The following is a 20,648-nucleotide window of genomic DNA, read 5'->3' on the forward strand; positions in this document are numbered from 1 at the left end:
CAGGCCTACCTGACCGACGTCATCACCCGCATCGTCGCCGGCCATCCGCAGAGCCATATCGACGACTTGCTGCCCTGGGCCTACGCCCCGCAGCCCCTCAAAGCCGTGGCCTGAGAACGACGCTTACGGCGTGTGCCGCCCTTGGAACCTTGCACCAGGTTCATCGCACCTGGACGCGACCAGGAGCCTTCGAGCCCCTGGACCCTGATCCTCGCGGAAGGCCAACCCTCGCGCCGGGGTTGGATGCGGCGTACCAGCGGAGCGGTGGCCCGCCTACCGACCGACCAAGCCAGCTTGATCGCTGTGCTCGCTCCGGCAAAGGGTGGGTCCTCGCCATGCTCGCCTGCTACGAGCAGACTGTGCGTGGCTCCGGTCCCGGCTGCGCCGCCCTTGCCTTCGACTGTGCGCAGCGATCATGTGGTAACGTGGTCGGGACGAAGGGATGGCCACTCTCGATCGAACTAAGGGATTGGCCTTGGAGGGGCGCGTCACCAACGTAACCGCCGGTTTTTGGAAGAAGGCCGCTTATTTTCTATGGCCGCGATAGGCACTGAGCCTCATTGTCGACGTACAATCGGCCATCGACCAAGACACACTAACCATTATCTGGCTCCCGCAATTATACTACGAACGGCACTGTGATATTTAACGAGCTCAAAAACCTGACATCCAGATAAATCTGACATTTTATTTTGATGAAATGTCGCTCTCGCCAGAACTGTTCAATTCTATGATCTCTTTAACGCGAATGATTCGCGGACCACTCAAACGAAGTACAAAGAGCGCTTCCGAAACCAACCTCTCATCACGCTGACGTTGTTGCTCGCATGAGGCAGTGAATTTTTCGCCATGGACGAGACTGTTTCTAACCCTGCAAACGCCGATCTCGAACAGTTCCACGACATTCCTAAGCGGCTCAGGATTTTCGGGGAGCCACTTGAGGCCCTGATTCATCAATTTCCTTGGCGGTTCATGGATAAGCGTATCCGCTTTGCCCGAAGCACAAACCACGTCAAAGAAGTCGGAGCCAAGCTCACGAGCAAAGGCATTCCAATCCGCCATGGCGGAGGGATTAGAGCGAAGAAATCCGCTACGCTTGAGCGCATATTCATACCGCCCGAATTCCCTGGCGAGATCAGTTGCATCTTTATAAGGATCACTCATCCGTCTGAACTCCAGGACGTTGGAGTTTTCTGAGAGGAGCATCTGGGATGATGCATTCCCCAGTGTCATCGCCGCCTTCGCTGATGATGAGCTCTACTTTGGGTGAATTCAAGTCGACGCGAACGGGAAGGCCTGTCCATTCGCAGTCATCACAGCTTGGCCGTTCCCAGACTGTCCCCGGCATCTCGTCAGGCCGCGACTCTTGTGGCGATAGGTGCGGCGATCCACACTTGGGACATTCCTCTGGCACCAAGCGGCTGACCCGCAGTAGTAGGGAAACTCCAAAACCGATCGCGTGATCCACAGTGGTTTGCGCCGCCTCCGCGTCGTGCCAAGTCGCGCTTTTCGCATGCGTTAGCCAATTGGAAAAGGTCCATGCCTCATTCAATAATGACTTAAAGAGACGTCTGCGCTCTTGCTGGGCTTTCCCACCTAAAACAGTGTCAAATATCACATCGATCCAAGCGCGGAAATTGGCTTTCTGTGGCGGCGTTTCTACAGGCCACAGTATGAGATCCTGCGCCGCGGCGACATATGAGAGCAATAGTTCCCGGCATTGCACCCCGATACCTTGATAATCAGGAAGAGCTTTGGCCTGACTCAGAGACTCGTCCAGGCGATGCAACTCATTGAGCACTGGGGAAAAAATGATGACATGCCGATCTGATCTGTTCTTCTCTTCCGTGCGCGGAATCCGAACACATAACCCCATGTGAAACGTGACCGCGTAATCCAAGTTTGGAAATTGTGTTTGAGAATAGAGATTAGTGGGGTTCGTGATAATCCACCACCGTCCATCGCTGGAATGTACATCCCAGACATCATGTTTATGACCAGCCACCGTTTCCGAATAAACTTTCTGAAGAAAATCGATGGACGCCTCGGGTGATTGCCCCAAGAAGTAATCCTCTACCGCTTTCCGTTCATCTTTGGTTGATGCAAGCATTAGAAGATAATCTCCTTGTCATATCCTGTCGTGTATCACGTTTATGCTTCAAATGACGACCCTATAGCAGCCCTTGTCTTCCTTCATCAGGGTCGTTCGTAAACGTCTCAATATGCAAAGCGTCGCCGAGAGATTTCGGCGGATCTACGTTCTCAAATACAACGACCTGCGCATGCTGTTTCAAGCTAGCCAAGTGGTCGAAGAATCGTTCTTTTAAGTCGGTATTTCGAAGCTCCTGCTCATCAAGCTCAAGGCTATCGCCAGCCTTCTTCATAGGGTCACGATAGGTGAGCAACGGAGTATCAAGTACGAGGAACCCTGGGTGTGGTAGGCTTCGCTCACGGCAGAAGAGCATCAGAGCGACTTTGAAGGCGGCGTGGGTGATGGCGCGAACGCCCTTTCCATTATTTCGCCGCTCCTTACCATCGATGATCAGGTCATATGTATTAAGATCAAAAACGACGTGTTTCTGACCAGGAAAGCCCCATGCAAGCAAAACATCTGAAATAGTATCGGAAAAATCTTTGGCTGTTTCTGTTGACAGGCCAAACTGGATAGTTGTATCGCGCTTTGGCGGACGCGACGCGCTTATGGTCTCCTTCTGCGCGACCAGTCGGTCGCGCTGGTCAATTAAATTGAGCCCATGACGGACATAATCGCGCACAGGAAGAATGTCGCTCAAGCGTCGCTGTTGCATATCTGCAGCCGGTGTCGCGTTTTCCAGTTTACGTTCGACCGCTGACAGCTCGTCGCGTTGCTGACGGATGCTCCTGGCAAGCCTTTCGCCTTCGATTTCTGTATCAGCTACAGTCCTTTCGAGCTCTTCGCGCTGCTGCTCAATCTTCCGAATCTCGACCTCTGCAGCAAGGCGCACGTCCTCAATGTGAGCAAGCTCGTGCGAGTGGCTTTGCGCTGCAGCGGGAGCGCCGCAGACTGGGCATTCATCCTTTCCGCTGATTCCAAGCAGAAATCCTGCCTCTTCAATTGCCTGAAGCCGAGATACATCGCTAACGTATACCTCTCTAAGCTGGGAGAAGCTTTCCAAGCTCAAAGACAGCTCAACAGCACGCCGTTCCGCCAAAGAAATTTCATTCGATAGTCGCCGCTTTTCGTCAAGAAGTGATCTTATCGAGGTACGGGCAGTAGAAAGCTCCGTTTCAATCTCCTGCAAGGACTCAGTCAGCTTCGTGTCTTGCTCCCCCAATCCGTCGGGATCTCTGTACTTCTCAGATATATCGGCGTTCAGCTGATCTATCATGTCTTGAAGCACTGCTGCCTTTGCGGCCCGCCCCGTTCTAAAATCTTTGGGCTTTACGACGGGCACAATAGCCCCATCGTCCTCTCCCGTGAGGAGGAATTTGAGTACATTCCGCTCTCGGGTCTGATCACCGCGGTCACCGGATTCCGCTGGCGAATTTTCAGATTGGATGGAGATCTCATTTGTGAGTACTAATGGAGCGATATCTCGAAAGGTGAGATTTCCGTGTGTGCCTGATGCATCCAGAGAGACTTTACGGCCAGACGCTCCCATCTTCATCAACAAGAATGACGATATATTGTTGGGACTATTGGCGTCGTGCCTGGGCGCCAGAACTCGCTCGACATCACCACTATGGAGCTTGAATGCGCCGCCTGCGATGGCGCGCTCCAATGAGACACGATCATCGAGCGAGAATGCTACGTCGAGCCAAACTTTACTGTAAGGATCCCGCTCCCTGATGCTGGGAAGTTCGCGTTGACCGCCGAGCATAAAATCTAGGGCCTTCAGTGCGAACGACTTTCCCGTGTTTGATGCGCCATAGACAAGAGAAAGGCCATCGTCGAATCCTAGGATGCTCTCCTTGTTATTTCTGCCGGTAAACCTCAGCCGCTCAATATGCCATCTCCCGTATGTCATGCGCGACTACCGGGCTTCGCTTCGCCTTGGAACTCTACCGACCACCGTCCAATCTTTTCAGTGATGACTTCATGCAAGTGCTCTCCGCCTCGTTCTTCAAGATATGCGACGAGCCAGGTGGCGCGACTCTTCAGCGTTTTCCCGTACTCCGTACGTATGAGTTTCACGAAGGGAGCAGCTTGGTCGAGAGCTGCATAGACGATTCCTGCTTCGCCATATTTTGCCTCGATAAGGTGAAGGCTCCGCATCAGCATTAGGCCTTGCTCCACGAGGGCTCTGCGCACGAGTAACTCGCCATCCCGATGAGGGACGGTTGGATGCAAGCTTCTCGGACCAGAAATATCACCAGTGTGTACCACTAAATGGTCAAGCCAAGTCAGCTCTTTTAAGTCAAACGCACGCGGAAATGCCGAGTTTAGTATCACGACGCTTCGCACACCTGTCTCAAGTGGGCTGTTGAATAGTTCGGTGCCTAGAACATGCGTCATGGCTTTTTCTTCCAGGACATTTCGCCGTCATTAACAAAATGGTGACACATGCCTTGCTTCACGGGAACGTGAGCGTATTTTGCGAGTGGACCGGCGCATGTAATCGTACCCGCGTGGTTCATCACCGCATCGACACGCGATAAAGTGTCAGCCGCTGACGCCTTCCATCGATCGACGACGCCGAAGCGGACGTCCTTGCGAAAGCCAGAAATAATGTTAACCGAAGTGTTGTCTCGATAGAATTTCTGAAAAGCGTCTGCCTCGAAGAAGCGCTCACGTTGTCTCCGTAGGTCAGATCCGTGCTCGTCGTGGGCGAGAACTGCAGTATGGTCGACAAAAGGAACTTGGGCGCGTTCCCCATATGCTTCAACTAACTCAACGATGTAGCGCATTTCAGTAGCCTGAACGTCTTGGGGGACAGCTGCGGCTGGATAGCTCCCCGGATCCGCGCCGAATTTCTCGATCAAGAGCGGTTTAACTGCAGGATCATCGATCATGTCGTCGATGGTGACGACACGGACGTTGCTGAAATCGAAGGAGTCGATAATATCTATCAATGCAGCATCCAGTGGGACGGTGATTTTCTTGGTTATCGAGTTTGCGCAGACGGAAAGCCATTCTTCGATCAAGGCCTTCTTCATTTCACTTGGGCTATCGACCAATAGTTCCAGTTTGCGGGCTAGCCCTTTTGGTGCAACAAAGTAAAAATTGCCTGGTACTGAAAATTTCCCCCGAGATGCCCAATACAGAACTTTACCGATGGCGAGTAAGCCCTGAGATCGGCTGACGCCTTTTCGGTATTGCTTGCATTGGTAATTGTCCCATGGTCCATCATGCCGCTGGTCTGTGGCAAATCCAACAACATCACGCCCCATATCGCCTGTGCCGGCGAAACGTTTGACCTCGATGTAACCTGATTTTTTCTCAACCCAGGCGCGACAAAAAATTTCAAGTTCGTCGTCGTCCATGAGGAGTATCAACCGGTCGTATCTGACATCTCCTGCCATTTAGACAATGCTCCCCCCACTTACGGTAGCAACCCCATGGCTATTATGCAACCGGTGAGGTAGTTGAGTATTTTCGGTCGGACATTGCGTTATTGGACATGCAAAGCTTTGTTTTTTATTTGGGTTCCGCGTAACCGTTCTACTCACGGCGCCCTGCTGCTGATGTCTCTCAGTAATCCGTTGATCTCACGCCTTCGCCAAAACACTGGCGTCTCAACGACGAAAAAGCCCTGATCTCGCGCATCGAGCAGCGCCGTTTCTTCGCCCGTCGCGCGCCTGATATCCTCGACCTGAAGAAGGGGGCGCGCTTGCTCGACGAGGTTATCGCCTGAGCCGTTGACCTGGTTTGAGTTCACGTTGAAGCCGCGAACCATGATCGACGTTTTCCCTGAACGATGCTCAATTTCTTTGAGCGTGTCACTGTCGGGTAGCCCGCGATATAGCGTGTGGGCAACAGCCTTCTTCCAGATACGCGCTGTCTCACGCCCATACCGCGTTTCGATCTGCGCCGCGGCATTCTGGAAAACGCCGAGGAAGTTGATGCCGCCTTGCCGGTAGAGCGTCAGCACCTCGTAAAAATTCGAGACATAGAGCTGCCCCCATTCCTCACCGACCACGAGCGCGCGGAGTGGCCCTTGCGCATCTGCGAAGCGCTCAATGACAGCCGCGGTCATCGCGCCGACGAAGGTGCGGCTTGTCTCAGAACGGGCCGAGCCGATGACGAAGAGGGCGGTACGCTGGCGCTTCATATCGGTAGGATCGAAGGAATTGCGTCTCGTGATTTCGCGCGCTGCCATGCCTGGCTGGAAGCCTTGCAGCCGCTCGATGATGAGGGACGCATAGGCGTTCCACTGGTCGGGCGAGACTGTGAGTCCAGCGATCAGGCGGCACATGCCAGCCTCATCCTCCATTCGCCGATCGGAGGCCCACAGCATGAGGTCCTCGGCGATCTCGCCGCGCGGACGGCCCCAAAAATCCCACAAGCCGCCGGGTGAGCAGGACCAGCGATCGGACGCGTAGAGTGCAGTCACCTTGTTGTAGAGCGTGAACATGGTCCGTACGCCCTGACTGACCCAGCGGTTTTTCGCTTCCGGGTCCTGCGGCACGAGAAAGCTCGCCGCGTCATAGGCCGCTTCACCGACGGTGCCGCGCAGGGCGGGGTTTGCTGCCGTTTCCAGCAGGCGCGTGTTGATGTTGTAGCTCTCGGACGGATAGCCGTGCAGCTTGCCGGGGTTAATGAAGCGCACTTCATAGCCCTGGCGCTTGAGCGTCACCCAAGACACCCAGGCCAGCTCGCCATCCTTCGGATCGGTGATGATCTTGGTGAGGTGATCGGTCCTCGGCGAGACCAGATTCACACCGAGGAAGCGCGTCAGCTTGCCCTTACCGGCCTGTGCGTCGATCGCGACTGGCTCTGTGCCGTCATAGATGAGCGGCGAGCCATTGATGAAGCCAAGCTCGATGCCGCGGCGGATGTGGCGGTAGGCGGGAACGGGCAGGGTCATAGTAGCCCCGAGCGTTTGAGAGCTTCGAGATCATTGAGCCGCGCGTCCCCGAGCTGACCGCTCGGGTTCGCATCGAGCATGGCGCGAAGGCGCGCAGCGGCGATTGCCTCCGCCCGCACTCGTGCGATCCGCGCCTGCTCAGCATCCTCCCAAGCGAGCCGCTGGGCCGCCTGGGACTCAAGGCTGAACAGGAACTGGTGAAATTCGATGAACTGGCGCACGCTCATTTGCGCAGCTCCTCCTCATCATCCCAGGTTGCGAAGCGGAACGGCTGGGGCTGAGGCTGCTCGTCCGACACAGGCGTGACCGAAGGTTGGGCCTCGATCGTGCGAACAGGCCGTGCCGGTTGCTTAGGTGGCAGAAGCGCCTGCATCGCCGCGGCTTGCTGCGCGGCTTCTGCCTTGGCCTTCTCGATATGGTAGCCGACAACGAGCGACCCGAACGCGTAGCCGCCAAAAACAAAGAAGAGCCAGTAGTCCTGCCTGATCTGAAAACCGAACAGACCGGAGGCGAATAGCGCAAAGCAGGGAGCAAGGGCTGCGCCCAGTAAGCCGCGCGCGACAAACTCGTGAGCCTCCTGCGGCGTGATAGTTTGCCCGAAGAGCGTGACGGGTTTGTTCCAGGCCAGTAGGCAAACACCGGTCATGATGATCGAGAGAAAGGTGACGATTGCAAAGACGAAGGCGAACAAGAAGGTTGCCATTGTGATAATCAGAGCAAATCCAAGCATGGCTCCGTTGTCCTTGTCGTTTTGCATGACCGCTCTCCGTTATTGGATAGCTAGCGATTCAGTCTCAGCCCGAGTGAAATCTCGCGCTTTTGGGCTGGACCCGAATCAAGGCCGCGGGAGAATTTGAAGAAGCGCCCAAGCTCGCGACGCAGTTCGAGCAGCTCTTCGGCTTGGCGCTTGCGTAATTCTTTGAACATCACCTGGAGGCGGGCGCGCTCGTCTCGCTGACGATCGATCAGACGCTGACGCTCTTCGGCCTGCCGCTCGCGGCTGGCCTTGGCTTCGGCCTCGTTCTGGGCACGCACTTCCTGATATTTGCCGGTGATACGGTGCCAGATGCCGACGAGGCCCTTTGGCAGTCGTGCTGCACGGACCTTCGTTTCAGCATCCCAGGTGAGCTTCTGATCGTGCTCAAGCTTGCCGCGTCCATCACGGTGGCGGAGCGTCATCTGCGCCTTAGCATCGCCAAGCAGCGCCGATGGCTTCCCGAACTTCTCGCGGCTCTCTGCGACATGACGCTTGAGCGCGGGCGTCATTCGCTCGCCGACCGTCTGCCTCGTCGCCTCGACGGACGGCAGCGCCTCCCCATCGCCGAGCCGAGCTTTCAGATCCTTGGTCTTGAGGCCGAGGACGCGCGAAAGCGAATGAACCTCGCCGTCATGATCGATGATGACATGACCACGTCGGTCGCCACGGGCGAGAAAGCAGCCATGCTCTTCAAGCGCGCTGGAGAATGCGGCTCCGCTATCAGATGCCTGCCAGCAGGATTGTACTGCCGCCTTGAGCCAGCGCGGGTCCTTGCCGTGGCGCTTCGCCTGCTGCCATTCGCCAAGCGTGAAGTTTTTGGGATCGCGCATCCCCGCCTGAGCGATCCCGCGCGGCATATCCCAGCCATGGTCGAGATAGAGATCGCGGGAGAGGGCTACGAGCTTGTTCTTGAAGAACGGCACCGGGCGCGCCGTCATTGTCGCGGCGTCGATCCGGCTCCAAACGCCATGCGCGTGCAAGCGCCCTTCCTTTTCGTGGAAGACAACCGCCCGCGGCTGGCCATCCAAGCCTAGCCGCTTCTCAGCCTCGTCAATCGCTTTGACGAATTCCGCTTCACTGACCCGCGCGCTCTCGGGCGGACTGAATGACAACGAGAAAAGATACTGGCGGCATTTGGTGCCGCGGCTGATCGCTTCGGCTTCCTTGAACGCGCCGCGCAGATTGTCAGATGCGAACTCGCGCAACTCGTGGACGCGCACATGCTCGTTGTCGTCGGTACGCAGAAGGTGGGCGGCAAGGTCCTGTCCGCCGCCGCGCTGCGAGCCTTTGAGGATCATGGCTGCGCCTCCGGCTTGAGGCCGAGGCTGGTGAGCAGCAGCGCACGGATTTCGTGGAGGTCAGCGAGTGCCTGGGCGAGCGCTGCCTCTGTGTCTGGCGTCACCGGTAGCGAGCCGGTGTTCGCCGCATGGGCGAGCTGGTTCAGATTGCTGAACACACGTGAGCGCCCGAGTAGGGCAATCAGCTGCGCCAGCGCCCTTCTATCGGCGATCGAGATGCCGCTTTTTCGTACCCGCGCCGGGACCGGTTGCCCCAGCAGCTTGGCTTTGACGTAGGTGCCGAGCGGAGCGCCCGCGGCCTCAGCAGCCAGGCGGGCGCGCTCCTCGGCACTCAGCCGGAGGCTGAACGGGGAAGGAGGCTTTTCCCGCTTCGCGCGCTTGCGCTTGGTGGTTAGCTTGGCCGCTGCCTGGGTGTCGAACGCGCCGCTTAGGGACATGGCGGCACCGGCAAATCATGCGACTTCCGGTGCTCAAGGGTGGTGCTCCATTCGGCCAGCGTTTCGAGCAATTCGTTCGAAAACCCGCCGTCAGGGCGCGCCATTCCTATTTCACCGCTATAAACATTCGCTAAGACCTTGAATGGAGGGTCAGTTTGCGGTTCCAAATCCTTTGCCGTGCCTGTAACGAGGTTGGCCGGCGAAGGTTAATTTGAGTACTGCGCGGCGATCCTCGGTCCAGACGGTACTCCAAAGACTTCAACGACTTGCGATGAACGCCAAGGCGGTCCTTGAAGCGCCTAACAAAACCATCGTTTGATGAAACGCCAGACGATGGGGGCAGCGGCCAGCGTCGGGAAAGCGAGATGGATGCCGCTGCGTCGCTCGTAGCGGATGGCGAGGCGGCGGAACTGGGCGAACCACGCCAGGGTGCGCTCGACGACCCACCTGCGACGTTTCAGCCGCTGGCTGCTCGCGATCCCGCGCCGGGCGATGTGGCGCTGGATGCGGCGGCGGGTCAGCGCCTGACGACAGCGGCGGTGGTCGTAGGCCCTATCGGCGTGCAGCTGCGATGGCCGCCTGCGTGGCCGTGCCCAGTATGAACAGATCGGCGGGACGGCATCCACGACCGCCTCTAGAGGTCGGCTCTCGTGAACGTTGGCACCCGTCAGCTTCAGCGCGAGGGGATGCCCTTCGCGTCGGTGCGGACGTGGCGCTTTGTGCCCGGCTTATCCCGATCGGTCGGGTTCGGGCCTGTCGCCGCGCCCCTTCGTTTGCGGCGACCGAGGCGTTGTCGAGGGAAGCTCGACTGAAGTCGATGCCGTTCTGGCGGCCGAGCCGGTCGAGAAGGGCGTGTTGCAGGCGATCTCTCACTCCGGCCCTCTTCCAATCCCGCAGACGCCGCCAGCAGGTCATGCCCGAACTGCAGCCATCTCCCGAGGCAGCAACTCCCACGGCGTACCTGAGCGCAGCACGAACAGGATCCCCGTCAGCGCCGCGCGGTCAGAGGTCCGAGGCCGACAGCCCTTCGGCTTGGCCCGATCAGGCGGAAGCAGCGGTGCGATCTCGGCCCGCACGCCATGGGAAGGAGCGGTCTCGCCATCTCCTCCCAACGCGCCAACCCCAGTTTTGCTAGAGGCTCTAAAGTCAGCCGGTCAGGTCAAGATCCGGCGGACATCGGAACGCTACGCTACGCCCGACGCCGGACGTCGCTTCAGCGACGCGAGCAGCCGGACCAAGTGAAAGCGCCACGAGTTGATGAAGCGCGCATTGATGGTGTTCGGTAAAACGATCGCCATCATGATCGCCGAAGCGGTCGCCACCCGTCTGAGCGGGCTATACCAAGATGGAAACCGGCCAACCGCACATAAGGCCTTCTTCACGGACACCCTCTTTCCGGACAGGATGTCGTGAGTGATCTCGTAGATGTTGTGGAAGTACATCTGGTTCGGAGGCTGGACGCTGTCGACCAGACCTCGCTGCCGCAAGGCCGATTTGAGATGCAGCACGCGGTCGCTGAAGCGCCGTTTGTGTAGCTCCAGCAGAGAGAGCGAGAGCATGCTCCCGACTCCGGATTTGTTCTCCCCATGGATCCGATAGCATCCGAGCGGCCGTTTCAGGCTGACGATGTCCCCGAAGAAGGGGGCTGCTGACAGGATGACCCCGTCGACGGCCGAGTCGTAAGTGGCCTCCCGCAGCAACTCGCAGACATCCCTCCGGAAGACGTTTCCCGAGGTGGGAGGGGACACATAGGTTCCCGCTTCATTCACGAACTTCTTGAAGCGGTCGCGTTCCCGTCCTTCCAGCAAGGACGGGAAGGCGGGTGCGATCATCGATCCGGCCTCGTCGATCCGAGTCAGAGGAAATTGCAGCTTCGCGATGTCCGCATCGAGCGCGCTTATGATGACCGCGAGCGAATTCGGCAAGAGTTGATCGTCCGCATCGAGGAATAAGACGAACGGGGCGACAGTTTTATCAAGTCCCAGAAGGCAGGCGCTGACCTGTCCTCCGTTCGTTTTGTGAAAGGCTCGCACTCCGCTCGACTGGATGACCGTCCAGGACCGATCGGTCGATCCGTCATCGACGACGACTATCTCGCAAGATCGATTGTTCTGTGAGACGGCGCTCTGAATCGCACAGTGAACGTATCTTTCGTAGTTGAAGCAATTGATGATGATCGCCAGGACGGGATACGTCGGGCCTGATATACTCTTCTCAGCTTTCGAGATTGAGGACATGAGTTTCCCGCTGAGAGTATAGTGTGGCTAATTGCTTCGATGATCTGCCGGCCTCGCAGCTTTCTTGAGCGTCTAGGTAAGGTCTCTGTCCGATCAAATCTGAGATGCGTCGACCGTGAAGTGCTGCGAGAGGCCGATACTGCCTCAAACGTCTCGCGCGGCGATTTATTCCGCAGTCGAAACCAGGCTCAAGCGGCCACCTGAGTCGTTCCAGTCTGAGCTTCGCAGGGTGACTTTCGCGATCCGACGCGGTCTTGTCAATGACGGGTGCAGCATCCGCAGATCCGCCGAAGGGAAAATAGCCACTTCAGCCTGATCAGCTGTGGCGAACTTCAGGATCGCGTCGCAAGAGCGGTCGACCTCGTCGCTTCGAGGCTGGTGGCGGTGTGATGGGCGGCCTCGAGCGCATGTAGTCAGGCGCCAGATCACCATGCTGACACAGCGGGTGGCTCGCCCACTCGTTGCGCCACGACACATGATGCAGCAGACGGTCGACGGGCGGGGTGGCCGCGACAGGGGCGTCGAACACTTCGCCCCATCGGGCAAAGCCGCGGTTCGAGATCTGAATCATCGCGCCGCGCTCGTTGCGCGCGCTGACGAGTTGGAAGAACAGATTGCGCCCGCCCGGCACCTCCGGCGGGCGGCGACCGACGGCCGTGAAGTTCTCCGGTGAGCGCCGCGCTCCCTGATCGCCCGTCGGAGCCGGGAACTAGTCAGCGTAGAATGGGCGGCAACGCGCTCGCGCAGATAGGCCTCGAAGGGATCAGGATGATGCTCGCGGGGTTGGCGCGGTTTGTAGGCTGGTGGCTTGAGGCCGTGGGCGATGTCCTTACGGGCCGTCTTGCGGTCGACGTTGAACTGCAGGGCGATGGTGGTGACGGACAAACTCTGGCGCTGCAAACCCGGACCGCTGGGCCGGCGGACGTTCGAGCTCGGCTTTCGCGCGCGTGATCCGCCGTCCACATCGAGGGTCCGGAGCTGTTCGGGGTAAAGCCTTGAGGCGAAGGCTATCTCTTGGGTAGGATGAGAAATCAGTAATCGCCTCGCGATTTGGAACGCCGCAAATGATGAAGTCCGAGTGGGCCCGCCGAGATTTCCTGAAACTCGGTCTTCGAGAACTGCCAGTCTGGACGACGGCATCCCTGATCGGAATCGGTCGCGCCAGCGCGGCGACCAATGTGACTGCAGACCCGACACAGGGGCGAACGCTCGTTTTCGATGAGCCCTTCAAGGAGATTAACGGACGGATCTGGAACGGCGGTCCGAAGGCGACGACCGGACCTTCCGGATACTACGGCCGCTCCGCGTTCGCGCCCCTCTCCGGAGCAGAAGGTTTCAAACCATACGAGATCATCGAGGACGCGGAGGCCACGGGTGGCACTGCTCTTCAAATATCAGCAAAGTATATCGGACGGAAAATGTCCGTCATAAATTATTACGGAAACGATATATCCGACTATCAATGGATCTCGGGAAACCTGCAGGCCGGGAGTCGGAGCGGGGTTGTCTCCGTCGGATGGGCGCGAGGCTATTTCGAGGCCAGAATGAAATTTCCAAAACACCCTCTGACTTGGCCCGCGTTCTGGTTGCTCAATCGGGACGGTATATCAAATAAAAATAGAAGTATAGAGGTCGATATTGTCGAGCAGAAGGGTTTCGAGCCCAATCTCTACGGCGTTTATCTGCATGAGTGGGGCCAGCCTGACGAGCATAATGAGGGCAGCGGTGTTCCGACACCGGTTGATATGACTCAGCAATATTGCCGCTACGGGGTCCTGATTCAGGATGGAAAATGCATCCCCTACTTTGAACGCAAGCCTGTCATCAATCCAGCAACCAAACAGGTCAACATCTGGACATTGACGCGCGCCTCCGAGATGGCGAAGACGGGGGATGTCTTCTGGCCGCTGCTCACACTCGCTCTGCGGACAGACGTTCAGGTGCCGCAGCTGACCGAAGCTCAGAAGCTGGTCCATATGCAGGTCGATTATTTCCGCGTCTACAGTTAGTTTGACATCATGTCCCCGCGCCGGGGCGCGACTGCCCGGCTGCGAATGGCCCACGCACCACGGTCTACAACCGCTTCAATCGCTGGTCGCGGCGCGGCTTCCGGAGGGCGATGCTGGCCGCGTTGGCCAAGGCCGGGTGGTCCGGCGATGCAGCCGCGCTCGACAGCAGCTACGTCCGGGCTCACCGGTCTGCCCATGGTGGGAAGGAGGGGCGAGGGCACAGGCCATCGGCCCGTCGCGCGGCGGTCAGACGACCAAGATCCACGCGCTCACCGTTGTCCTCGGTCGGCCCGGCGTTCGCCTGCTGACGCCGGGCAACGCTAGTGACGTAACAGCCGCCCTAGCGGTGTTGGCCGAGGCGCCCGGCCGGATCCGCCGCCTGAGTGCCGACAAGGGCCACGATGCTGATTGGCTGCGCACCGACCTGCGCGGGAACGGCATCACGCCCGTCATTCCGGCTAAACGCGGTCGCATGCGCCGGATCCGTCATGACAAGCCCCGCTATCAAGACCGCTGGCGCATCGAGGCAGCTTTCAACTGACTCAATGACTTTCGTCGCATCGCCACCCGCAACGACAAGCTCGCCCGCGCCTACGCTTCAACCCTGGCTTTGGCCGCCGTCGTCGCGTTCCGGTGCTGATCGAGTTCAGATTCTAGAGGCGCACGTCACGCTGGTGATGCAGGCGAGGACGCGTGCGGGCATCGAGGCGATCGTGCCGCGTTGCGACGTGATAGGCCTGTCCCGTCTCCTGGCCCGCAGGCCGGGAAGAGCAGAGCAGTCGGCCTGGCTGCTGCCTCGCCTGTCCATCCGGGTTCGGCGGAGAAGGGGAGACAACGCCTCTCCAACGCTTCGCCGCGAGAGCCGATTCGAGCAACAGTGGATCGTGGACAGCGTGGGACTAAGCGACCGCGTGCACGGCTTCTCGGAACGTGCTCGAGATTATTCGGCAAGCACCAGGAGTGAGTAACCTCCGAGCACTCTGACGGTCAGATCCTTGCTCAATGCGAACAGCGCCCGACGCGGAACACTCATCAGACGGCTAGACAAAGCTTGATTCGGAAGTTCGATGCGACTTGCCGTATAACAATAATCAATCACATTGTATCCGCAGTCACGCAGAGTGGCGAGTGCGGTGTCCTTGAAGAAATAATGGAGGTGACCGACGCTGGACCGGAGGTGCAAGATCGGGTTGCTGCGGAGCAGTGATTGGACCGAAAGATCGAGGGGAATATGGAAAATCTTGACCTTTGCGAGCGGTCGGAGCTGCTTCGCGAAGCTGATGTAATCCTCGACATGCTCGATGACGTCGATAGCAAGCAGTACATCGAAGGGCGCGCCAGGTGCGTCGAAGACGTCGTCCAGGTAAAATTTCGTGCGCGCCGTTTCCTTATCCTTGGCGCGCCAGTACGCGTGCGGCGAAATCTCGTATCCGTACCCTCGCGAGTGATCGAACATATGCTCAAGATTTAAGATGACGTCGCCGGTCCCGCACCCGACTTCGCAGATATTCTCAAAGCGGATTCCGTTTTTTCTGATTATGTTCCCAATCTGCGCCGCCTTCCACGGTGCGTCCGCTTCGTGCCAGTCGGGATTATTTTCAGCGTAAATCGAGTTTTTATAGATCTCAAGCACGGCGGTTACTCCACTAGGCCATGGCAGGCGTATCGTAACTTTCCTCGGACGCCCTCAGTCGGGATAACTCGCCGATCCGCTGAATATTCGCGATCGTAGAATCGAAAATGATGCGAGCATGCTACGAAAGGGATCGCACCTTATCACCATCGAGAAGCGGGGTTCGGCGTAAAAGGGACATGAAGGTCTCGGAAAATGGCGCAAAGCGCGATGCGGAATCCTGGTGTGTCTTGATCAATCAGAGAACGGATTCTCGGATTGCGTCGGCGTGAACGTGGACCACGTTCTCGGGACTGAAGCGATCAATATGTTTTTTTCTGAAGGAGGAGAAGGATTTTTCAAAATCTAAATTCTCGCAGTAGTGAATCATCGCTCTGACCAATGCGTCCTCGTCATCTGGAGGCACGAGACGCCCGAGGCGTTGATCGACCAAGATGTCGCTCGGACCGAATTCGCAATCGGTAGATATGACGGGCAGCCCGCACCGGAGCGCTTCGCATATGGCGAGCGACCAGCCCTCCCAGCGCGACGTGGCAACAAACACATCACTGGTATCCAGTGCTTGCTGGGGGTTCTCGGGATGGTGCGCGAGTTTGATAACGTTCGACATGTTGAGTGCCTGGATCTGCGCGGTGAGGGCCGCCTTATCGGAGCCATGACCGACCAGATTGAGGCTGACATCTTTTCGGCGAGCGTACAGCTTCGCAAACGCCCTAATCAGGATATCCTGGCCCTTCTGAAAGTCGTAACGCCCGACATTCACGAAGGTTACGAGAGTCGAATTTCGCCGCATATCGGTGCTTGACGGTTCAAAGCGTCGAACCGGGTTCGGCACCCAGTACATCGGGCGGGTGCAATTGAAATCCTGTTTGAACGCTTCAAGTTGTCTTGGAGAAGTCCCGAAGACCGATCTGATGCGGCGAAGGACCAGATGATTGAGAAGGAAGAAGTACATTGCTGATTTAAAATTCGCGGCTTCCCGTCTAGGATTGCCATGGAGGTGCATGGCAACGCGCTGCTGGATTCCCAGGCGCGCGAACCAGAAAATGACGGTCGGCTCGATCTGCGGAACGATCACCAGATCGTAGCGCTTCTCCTGGATAACAGACCTGAAGGTTCGAAGGAGATTGAGCCGCGAGTTCACCGGCCGAAAGACGCTCCGGTAAACCCGTGGCTCTGGCGGATGGTTCTCATGCTGCGAAAGCCTCAGGACATCGACGTCAAACTCTGCCCTGAACCGTGTGGCAAGCTCAGTGCAGATCGTATCGACGACACGCTCGATCCCTGCGAAGACGGGTGTCCTCGGCTGGATATACAGGACCTGAAATTTGCCCCTGTCCTCAGATCGCATCGACGCAGGTCCCATTTCACGATTGATTCTGAGCGTCGAGCGCGGATTTGCCGACGATGCGAGGGCACGGCTCACGCGCGATTGAGAACGGCGCCGATCACGTTCGCGCCGGCACCGATCAGGCCGTTCACCGCGTCCGACAGCTCGTCGACGGTCGTCCGCCCGGCCTCGGCGACGATCACCACGACATCCGCTCGACGGGCCGCGACCCGGGACTCGGCCGAGACGGAGAGCGGCGGCAGGTCGAGGATGACGTAGCCCCCCCGGCGCATCTGGTCGATGACGCTCTGGAAGACCGAGGAGCTGAGGGAGATGCCGGTGCCGACCGCCGTGTACGGCGACCGCGACGGCAGGACCGAGACGCCCCCGAAATCCACGAACTTGGCGAGGGCCAGATGGCTCGGATTGATGATCAGGTCGGCGAGACTCGCGCCGACCCCGGCCTTGGAGTCCGGGGTCAGGAAGAAGGTTCCGGCGCCGTGGATATTCGTGTCGATCAGCCGGGCGGTCCGGCCACCTTCCTGCAGCAGGCGCGCCAAGCTCAGGCCGATCAGGGTCGTGCCGGTGCGCGGGGTGCAGCCGACCAGGGCGATGACACAGTCGGACTCGTGGCCGCGCGCGGAGAGGGCCAGCTGGATCGACGTCCGAAGGTCGCGGACGCCCGTGGAGAATTTGACGTTGAGGAACCACGGCGCGTTGACGTTGCGCAGATCCACGGTCTCGCGGCGCCCCTCGGCCGTCTTGCGCAGGACCTCGGGCATCACGGCGAGGCAGGGGATGCCGGCCCTCTGGACGAGATCCTGCGGCGTCCGGATCCGGCGGTCGAAGGCCTGCAGCAGCGCCACGGCCAGGAAGCCGCCGACGAGGCCGATCATCGCGCCGAGGCCGAGGATCAGGGTCTTCCGCGGGGCCGAGGGTTTGAGGGGCTGCAGCGCCGCGCCGATCACCCGCGCGTCGGCATCGGGCGTCGGCGCGTCCGGCAGCGTGCCCTCGGTGACGGCCGCCGCGGCGGACCGCGCCTGGGAGGCGAGGGCATTGACGCGACCCTGGAGGAACTCGGCGCCGTTCTTGGCCGCATCGGCCTTGGCAGCGATGGATTGCAGGAGATAGGCCGAGACGGCCGCGTTCGCGACGCGCCGCGCCAGGTTCGGGTCTCTGGACGTGTACGAGACCTCGACAACGTACGACTGTCCGACCCGCCTGACGGTAAATCGCTCGGCGAAATTCTCGAACTTCCTCTGCTGCAGGATGGCTGCCGTCGACGGCGGGGCGGTCCGCAGCCCCGACAATTCGGACGCGCCCGGGCCCGGCTCCTTCGGGCTCTCGGCTTCCGGAGGACCGAATTCCGGATTGTTCGCCAGCTGGAGACTGTTGAACACGTTCGCCAGCAGCCGTTCCGAGCGGAGGACCTGGAGCTCACTCTCGGCCCGGCCCACATCGAGGCTCGGCATCAGGGCGCCATCGGAGGAGCCCGAGCCCACCGGGCGCCGCGGCTCGAGCAGCAGCACAGCGGTCGCCGTGTAGAAGGGGGTCGCGGTCACCGTGTAGAGCGCCGCGCAGCCGATGCAGAAGACCACCCAGACGGCCACCGCCAGTTTGTGCCGGCGGGCCGCCTTGAGGGCCGCCGAGATGACGGCCAGCGGGCCGTCCTGCACGCCGATGGAGGTCGTCTCCGGAAAATGGGAGACCGATTGGGACTGGTCCGGCGGGATCCGGTTGGTGTTGTGGATGTTCATCTCACACTTTCCGTCGGATCTTCAGGGCCCGCTCGGGCTCCAGCCGTCCCAGGAGCACGTCCGCGGCGCCGCGCAGATTGCCGCGCAGCCGGCCGCGCCGGTCGATGAACGGCTCGGGGGCCGCGAAGCGCGTCACGTTGCTGAGAACGTTGCGGGTAATCTGGCCGAAGACTTGAGACAGGGTCATCGTGCCCTTGCGCAGCATGTATAGCGGGTTGACAATCTGCGAATAGCCGAGCCGATCGCCGGAGATGCGGCCGCCTTTCACACCCATATGGACGCCGCGGGCCTCCATGCATTTGACGAGCCGGCCGCCTCGGGCCGCCAGGGCCGCGCCGAAATCGCGGTCCTCGAGCCAGCCGTACAGGACGAGCCGCTCGTCGAAGCGCAGCGTGCCGATGGCCGAGCGGCGGAACGCCATGTTGCAGCCGTACGGGCTGAAGGCCTCGATGGGCGCCGCCGGCTCGACCGGAGCCAGCGCGGCGAGCATCCGGTCGACCTCGGTGAAGCGCAGTCCGGGCCCCTTGATGCCGTCCGCGACGACGTCGCCCGTCAGGCCGACGATGTCCGGCTCGTCTTCGAAGCGCTGCGCGGCTGCCGCGAGCCAGCCGGCCTCGGGGACGAAGTCATCGTCGAAGAAGACCACGATATCGATCGCCTCGGGCAGCGCGGCGAGGGCGGCATTTCTCTGAGTGGCGAGGCCGGGACGCCCCGTGACCACCGTCACGCCGGGCCACGCGGCCGCCTCGCCGGCATCGTCCGGGGTGACGCAGGAGATCAGGATGGCGGCGGGCTTCAGGGTCTGCCGATCCAGGATCCGCCGCAGCGTGCCGGTCACCACCTCGGGACGGCCCAGCGTCGCGATGGCGACGGCGATGCTGGGCGGGGTTGGCTGTGCCGCGGATCGCGCGGCAGGGCGCGCGGCAGGGCGCGCGGCCTGCCGCACCTTCGGCGCCCGCATGAGATCGAGGTAGCCCTGCGCCGAAGCCTCCCACGAGAAGAGGGCGGCCTGATCGCGACCGCGGCCGATCAGGTCCGATCGCAGGTCCGGGCTCGCGGCCAGGGCGCGGATCTGGTCGAGCCAGCGTTCCGGCCGGTCCGGCGGAGCGAGCAGGGCCGCCGACCCGCAGATCTCCGGCAAACTCGCGCGGTCGGTCGAGACGACGGGGCAGCCGCGTGCCATCGCCTCCAGCGCCGGAAGCCCGAACCCCTCCGTGAGGGAGGGGAAGGCCAGGCACAGGGCGCGCTCCATCAGGTAGGCGAGGTCGTGGTCGGTGACGAAGCCGAGGTGGCGGACATTCTCGCCGCGCCGCAGGTCCTCGGCGGCGTAGATGGTCGCTTGGCCGCCTGCCACCACGAGGTCGAGCCCGAGTTCGCCCAAGGCGGGCGCCAGTTTGAGCAGCAGATCGAGGTTCTTGTGGCGGGCGCGGGACCCGAGGGCCAGCACGAAGGGGCGCTCCAGGCCGTCGGCGTCCCGGTCCAGGGCCGCCGGCGCCCGGACGGCCTGTCGCGGATCCCAGGCGTGCACGTGCTCGTGCCCGTTCGGGAGCACGACGATGTCGGAGGCTCTCACCGAGAGATGGTTGGCGATCTGTCCGGCCGAGAAGCTGGAGACGGTGGCGATCCGCGCGGCACGGCGCGCCAGAAGCGGCTGGAGCGTCCTGTAGAAGGTCCGGAACGACGCGCTGTAGCTCTCCGGCGCGTTGAACACGTTCGCGTCGTGGATGCAGACGACTTGATCGGCCTTCAGCGCGGGGGCGGTGTTGCAGAGGTTGAGCAATCGGCCGGGCCAGGCGCGCGGCAGGACGAATTGCTCCCAGGCATGCCCACCCGCCGGTCCGACGGTGCGGAGCGGCGTGCCTGCGAGACGGGGATCCTGCGCGTCCGGCACGGACAGCAAGGGGGCGCTCTCGCCCCGAGCGGCCAGGGCCGCGCTCAGCGCCCGGGTGACGTTCATCGCGTAGCGCTGAACCCCGGTCATCGGCTGGGTGAGGAACCGACCGTTGATTCCGAACGATCCGACTGCCGTCATGCTGTCGCTCTACTCCTGTCGGAGCCCCGATTCGCGGATCGAATACGAGAACAAGAGTGTTCCACCTTTCGCGTGAGCGGCGCGGTCGGACCCGCGATCCCAGGAACCGGGATCGCGCATGACCCCGCGCGTGCGCAGAATTCGCGTACGT

18 protein-coding genes and 2 pseudogenes are annotated in these 20,648 nt (G+C 60.2%); 3 read left to right on the plus strand and 17 right to left on the minus strand.

All coding sequences use genetic code 11. The annotated features are described in order from the left end of the window. Window positions 1-114: transposase domain-containing protein (locus tag ACLBYB_RS20730; RefSeq protein WP_447699984.1), on the plus strand; the 114-nt coding region annotated here is incomplete at its 5' end. 573 nt (window positions 115-687) lie between these two features. Here ACLBYB_RS20730 and ACLBYB_RS20735 read toward each other — a convergent pair. From ACLBYB_RS20735 to ACLBYB_RS20795, 13 genes and pseudogenes are all read right to left on the minus strand, one after another. After that, a complete protein-coding gene (locus ACLBYB_RS20735) occupies window positions 688-1,164 on the minus strand; it encodes a hypothetical protein (protein WP_447699907.1) in 477 nt (158 codons plus the stop codon). Further along, window positions 1,157-2,110: a hypothetical protein gene (locus tag ACLBYB_RS20740; protein ID WP_447699908.1), complete on the minus strand. Its 954-nt coding sequence runs from the start codon at window positions 2,108-2,110 to the stop codon at window positions 1,157-1,159. The genes ACLBYB_RS20735 and ACLBYB_RS20740 overlap by 8 nt, the downstream gene beginning before the upstream one ends. Before the next feature lie 61 nt (window positions 2,111-2,171). Further along, a complete protein-coding gene (locus ACLBYB_RS20745) occupies window positions 2,172-4,007 on the minus strand; it encodes a hypothetical protein (RefSeq protein ID WP_447699909.1) in 1,836 nt (611 codons plus the stop codon). Then, on the minus strand, window positions 4,004-4,495 hold the full coding sequence (locus ACLBYB_RS20750) for an ABC-three component system middle component 2 (RefSeq protein ID WP_447699910.1): 492 nt from the start codon (window positions 4,493-4,495) through the stop codon (window positions 4,004-4,006). The genes ACLBYB_RS20745 and ACLBYB_RS20750 overlap by 4 nt, the downstream gene beginning before the upstream one ends. Then, window positions 4,492-5,463 carry an ABC-three component system protein gene (locus ACLBYB_RS20755; protein ID WP_447699911.1) on the minus strand — a complete coding sequence of 324 codons (972 nt, stop codon included), beginning with the start codon at window positions 5,461-5,463 and terminating at the stop codon, window positions 4,492-4,494. Before ACLBYB_RS20755 ends, ACLBYB_RS20750 begins: the two co-directional genes overlap by 4 nt. A gap of 182 nt (window positions 5,464-5,645) precedes the next feature. Continuing rightward, complete coding sequence (locus ACLBYB_RS20760; protein ID WP_447699912.1) at window positions 5,646-7,007, minus strand: type IV secretory system conjugative DNA transfer family protein; 1,362 nt, start codon at window positions 7,005-7,007, stop codon at window positions 5,646-5,648. Then, window positions 7,004-7,234: a hypothetical protein gene (locus ACLBYB_RS20765; protein ID WP_447699913.1), complete on the minus strand. Its 231-nt coding sequence runs from the start codon at window positions 7,232-7,234 to the stop codon at window positions 7,004-7,006. Before ACLBYB_RS20765 ends, ACLBYB_RS20760 begins: the two co-directional genes overlap by 4 nt. Further along, window positions 7,231-7,764: a hypothetical protein gene (locus ACLBYB_RS20770; protein WP_447699914.1), complete on the minus strand. Its 534-nt coding sequence runs from the start codon at window positions 7,762-7,764 to the stop codon at window positions 7,231-7,233. Before ACLBYB_RS20770 ends, ACLBYB_RS20765 begins: the two co-directional genes overlap by 4 nt. 23 nt (window positions 7,765-7,787) lie before the next feature. Further along, window positions 7,788-9,062, minus strand: coding sequence for a relaxase/mobilization nuclease domain-containing protein (locus ACLBYB_RS20775; protein WP_447699915.1), 1,275 nt, complete (start codon window positions 9,060-9,062; stop codon window positions 7,788-7,790). After that, window positions 9,059-9,499, minus strand: coding sequence for a hypothetical protein (locus ACLBYB_RS20780; RefSeq protein ID WP_447699916.1), 441 nt, complete (start codon window positions 9,497-9,499; stop codon window positions 9,059-9,061). The genes ACLBYB_RS20775 and ACLBYB_RS20780 overlap by 4 nt, the downstream gene beginning before the upstream one ends. 299 nt (window positions 9,500-9,798) lie before the next feature. Continuing rightward, a pseudogene (locus ACLBYB_RS20785) lies at window positions 9,799-10,601 on the minus strand (IS5 family transposase). Window positions 10,602-10,683: 82 nt separating this feature from the next. Beyond that, window positions 10,684-11,736, minus strand: a complete 1,053-nt coding sequence (locus tag ACLBYB_RS20790; protein WP_447699917.1) for a glycosyltransferase family 2 protein — start codon at window positions 11,734-11,736, stop codon at window positions 10,684-10,686. A 316-nt stretch (window positions 11,737-12,052) separates the two neighbouring features. Next, window positions 12,053-12,367 carry an ATP-binding protein gene (locus tag ACLBYB_RS20795; protein ID WP_447699918.1) on the minus strand — a complete coding sequence of 105 codons (315 nt, stop codon included), beginning with the start codon at window positions 12,365-12,367 and terminating at the stop codon, window positions 12,053-12,055. A gap of 433 nt (window positions 12,368-12,800) precedes the next feature. Here ACLBYB_RS20795 and ACLBYB_RS20800 point away from each other — a divergent pair, with 433 nt between their 5' ends. Both ACLBYB_RS20800 and ACLBYB_RS20805 read left to right on the plus strand, forming a co-directional pair. Then, on the plus strand, window positions 12,801-13,745 hold the full coding sequence (locus ACLBYB_RS20800; protein WP_447699919.1) for a glycoside hydrolase family 16 protein: 945 nt from the start codon (window positions 12,801-12,803) through the stop codon (window positions 13,743-13,745). Between the two features lie 29 nt (window positions 13,746-13,774). Beyond that, window positions 13,775-14,385 (plus strand): annotated as a pseudogene (locus ACLBYB_RS20805) (IS5 family transposase); the annotation flags it as partial. A gap of 300 nt (window positions 14,386-14,685) precedes the next feature. Here the strand turns inward: ACLBYB_RS20805 and ACLBYB_RS20810 are convergent. From ACLBYB_RS20810 to ACLBYB_RS20825, 4 genes are all read right to left on the minus strand, one after another. Then, window positions 14,686-15,378, minus strand: coding sequence for a class I SAM-dependent methyltransferase (locus tag ACLBYB_RS20810; RefSeq protein WP_447699920.1), 693 nt, complete (start codon window positions 15,376-15,378; stop codon window positions 14,686-14,688). 238 nt (window positions 15,379-15,616) lie between these two features. Next, window positions 15,617-16,729: a glycosyltransferase gene (locus tag ACLBYB_RS20815; RefSeq protein ID WP_447699985.1), complete on the minus strand. Its 1,113-nt coding sequence runs from the start codon at window positions 16,727-16,729 to the stop codon at window positions 15,617-15,619. A gap of 71 nt (window positions 16,730-16,800) precedes the next feature. Continuing rightward, complete coding sequence (locus ACLBYB_RS20820; protein WP_447699921.1) at window positions 16,801-18,465, minus strand: Wzz/FepE/Etk N-terminal domain-containing protein; 1,665 nt, start codon at window positions 18,463-18,465, stop codon at window positions 16,801-16,803. 1 nt (window position 18,466) lies between these two features. Continuing rightward, window positions 18,467-20,497, minus strand: a complete 2,031-nt coding sequence (locus ACLBYB_RS20825; protein ID WP_447699922.1) for a glycosyltransferase — start codon at window positions 20,495-20,497, stop codon at window positions 18,467-18,469. Window positions 20,498-20,648 lie beyond the last annotated feature (151 nt).

The organism is Methylobacterium sp. D54C (assembly GCF_053345595.1).

Coding starts and splice junctions, on each gene's coding strand:
- ACLBYB_RS20780 (WP_447699916.1), bottom strand. CDS start 9,499: ATGTCCCTAAGCGGCGCGTTCGACACCCAGGCAGCGGCCAAGCTAACC.
- ACLBYB_RS20760 (WP_447699912.1), bottom strand. CDS start 7,007: ATGACCCTGCCCGTTCCCGCCTACCGCCACATCCGCCGCGGCATCGAG.
- ACLBYB_RS20790 (WP_447699917.1), bottom strand. CDS start 11,736: ATGTCCTCAATCTCGAAAGCTGAGAAGAGTATATCAGGCCCGACGTAT.
- ACLBYB_RS20800 (WP_447699919.1), top strand. CDS start 12,801: ATGATGAAGTCCGAGTGGGCCCGCCGAGATTTCCTGAAACTCGGTCTT.
- ACLBYB_RS20740 (WP_447699908.1), bottom strand. CDS start 2,110: ATGCTTGCATCAACCAAAGATGAACGGAAAGCGGTAGAGGATTACTTC.
- ACLBYB_RS20825 (WP_447699922.1), bottom strand. CDS start 20,497: ATGACGGCAGTCGGATCGTTCGGAATCAACGGTCGGTTCCTCACCCAG.
- ACLBYB_RS20745 (WP_447699909.1), bottom strand. CDS start 4,007: ATGACATACGGGAGATGGCATATTGAGCGGCTGAGGTTTACCGGCAGA.
- ACLBYB_RS20750 (WP_447699910.1), bottom strand. CDS start 4,495: ATGACGCATGTTCTAGGCACCGAACTATTCAACAGCCCACTTGAGACA.
- ACLBYB_RS20765 (WP_447699913.1), bottom strand. CDS start 7,234: ATGAGCGTGCGCCAGTTCATCGAATTTCACCAGTTCCTGTTCAGCCTT.
- ACLBYB_RS20820 (WP_447699921.1), bottom strand. CDS start 18,465: ATGAACATCCACAACACCAACCGGATCCCGCCGGACCAGTCCCAATCG.
- ACLBYB_RS20775 (WP_447699915.1), bottom strand. CDS start 9,062: ATGATCCTCAAAGGCTCGCAGCGCGGCGGCGGACAGGACCTTGCCGCC.
- ACLBYB_RS20770 (WP_447699914.1), bottom strand. CDS start 7,764: ATGCAAAACGACAAGGACAACGGAGCCATGCTTGGATTTGCTCTGATT.
- ACLBYB_RS20815 (WP_447699985.1), bottom strand. CDS start 16,729: ATGCGATCTGAGGACAGGGGCAAATTTCAGGTCCTGTATATCCAGCCG.
- ACLBYB_RS20755 (WP_447699911.1), bottom strand. CDS start 5,463: ATGGACGACGACGAACTTGAAATTTTTTGTCGCGCCTGGGTTGAGAAA.
- ACLBYB_RS20735 (WP_447699907.1), bottom strand. CDS start 1,164: ATGAGTGATCCTTATAAAGATGCAACTGATCTCGCCAGGGAATTCGGG.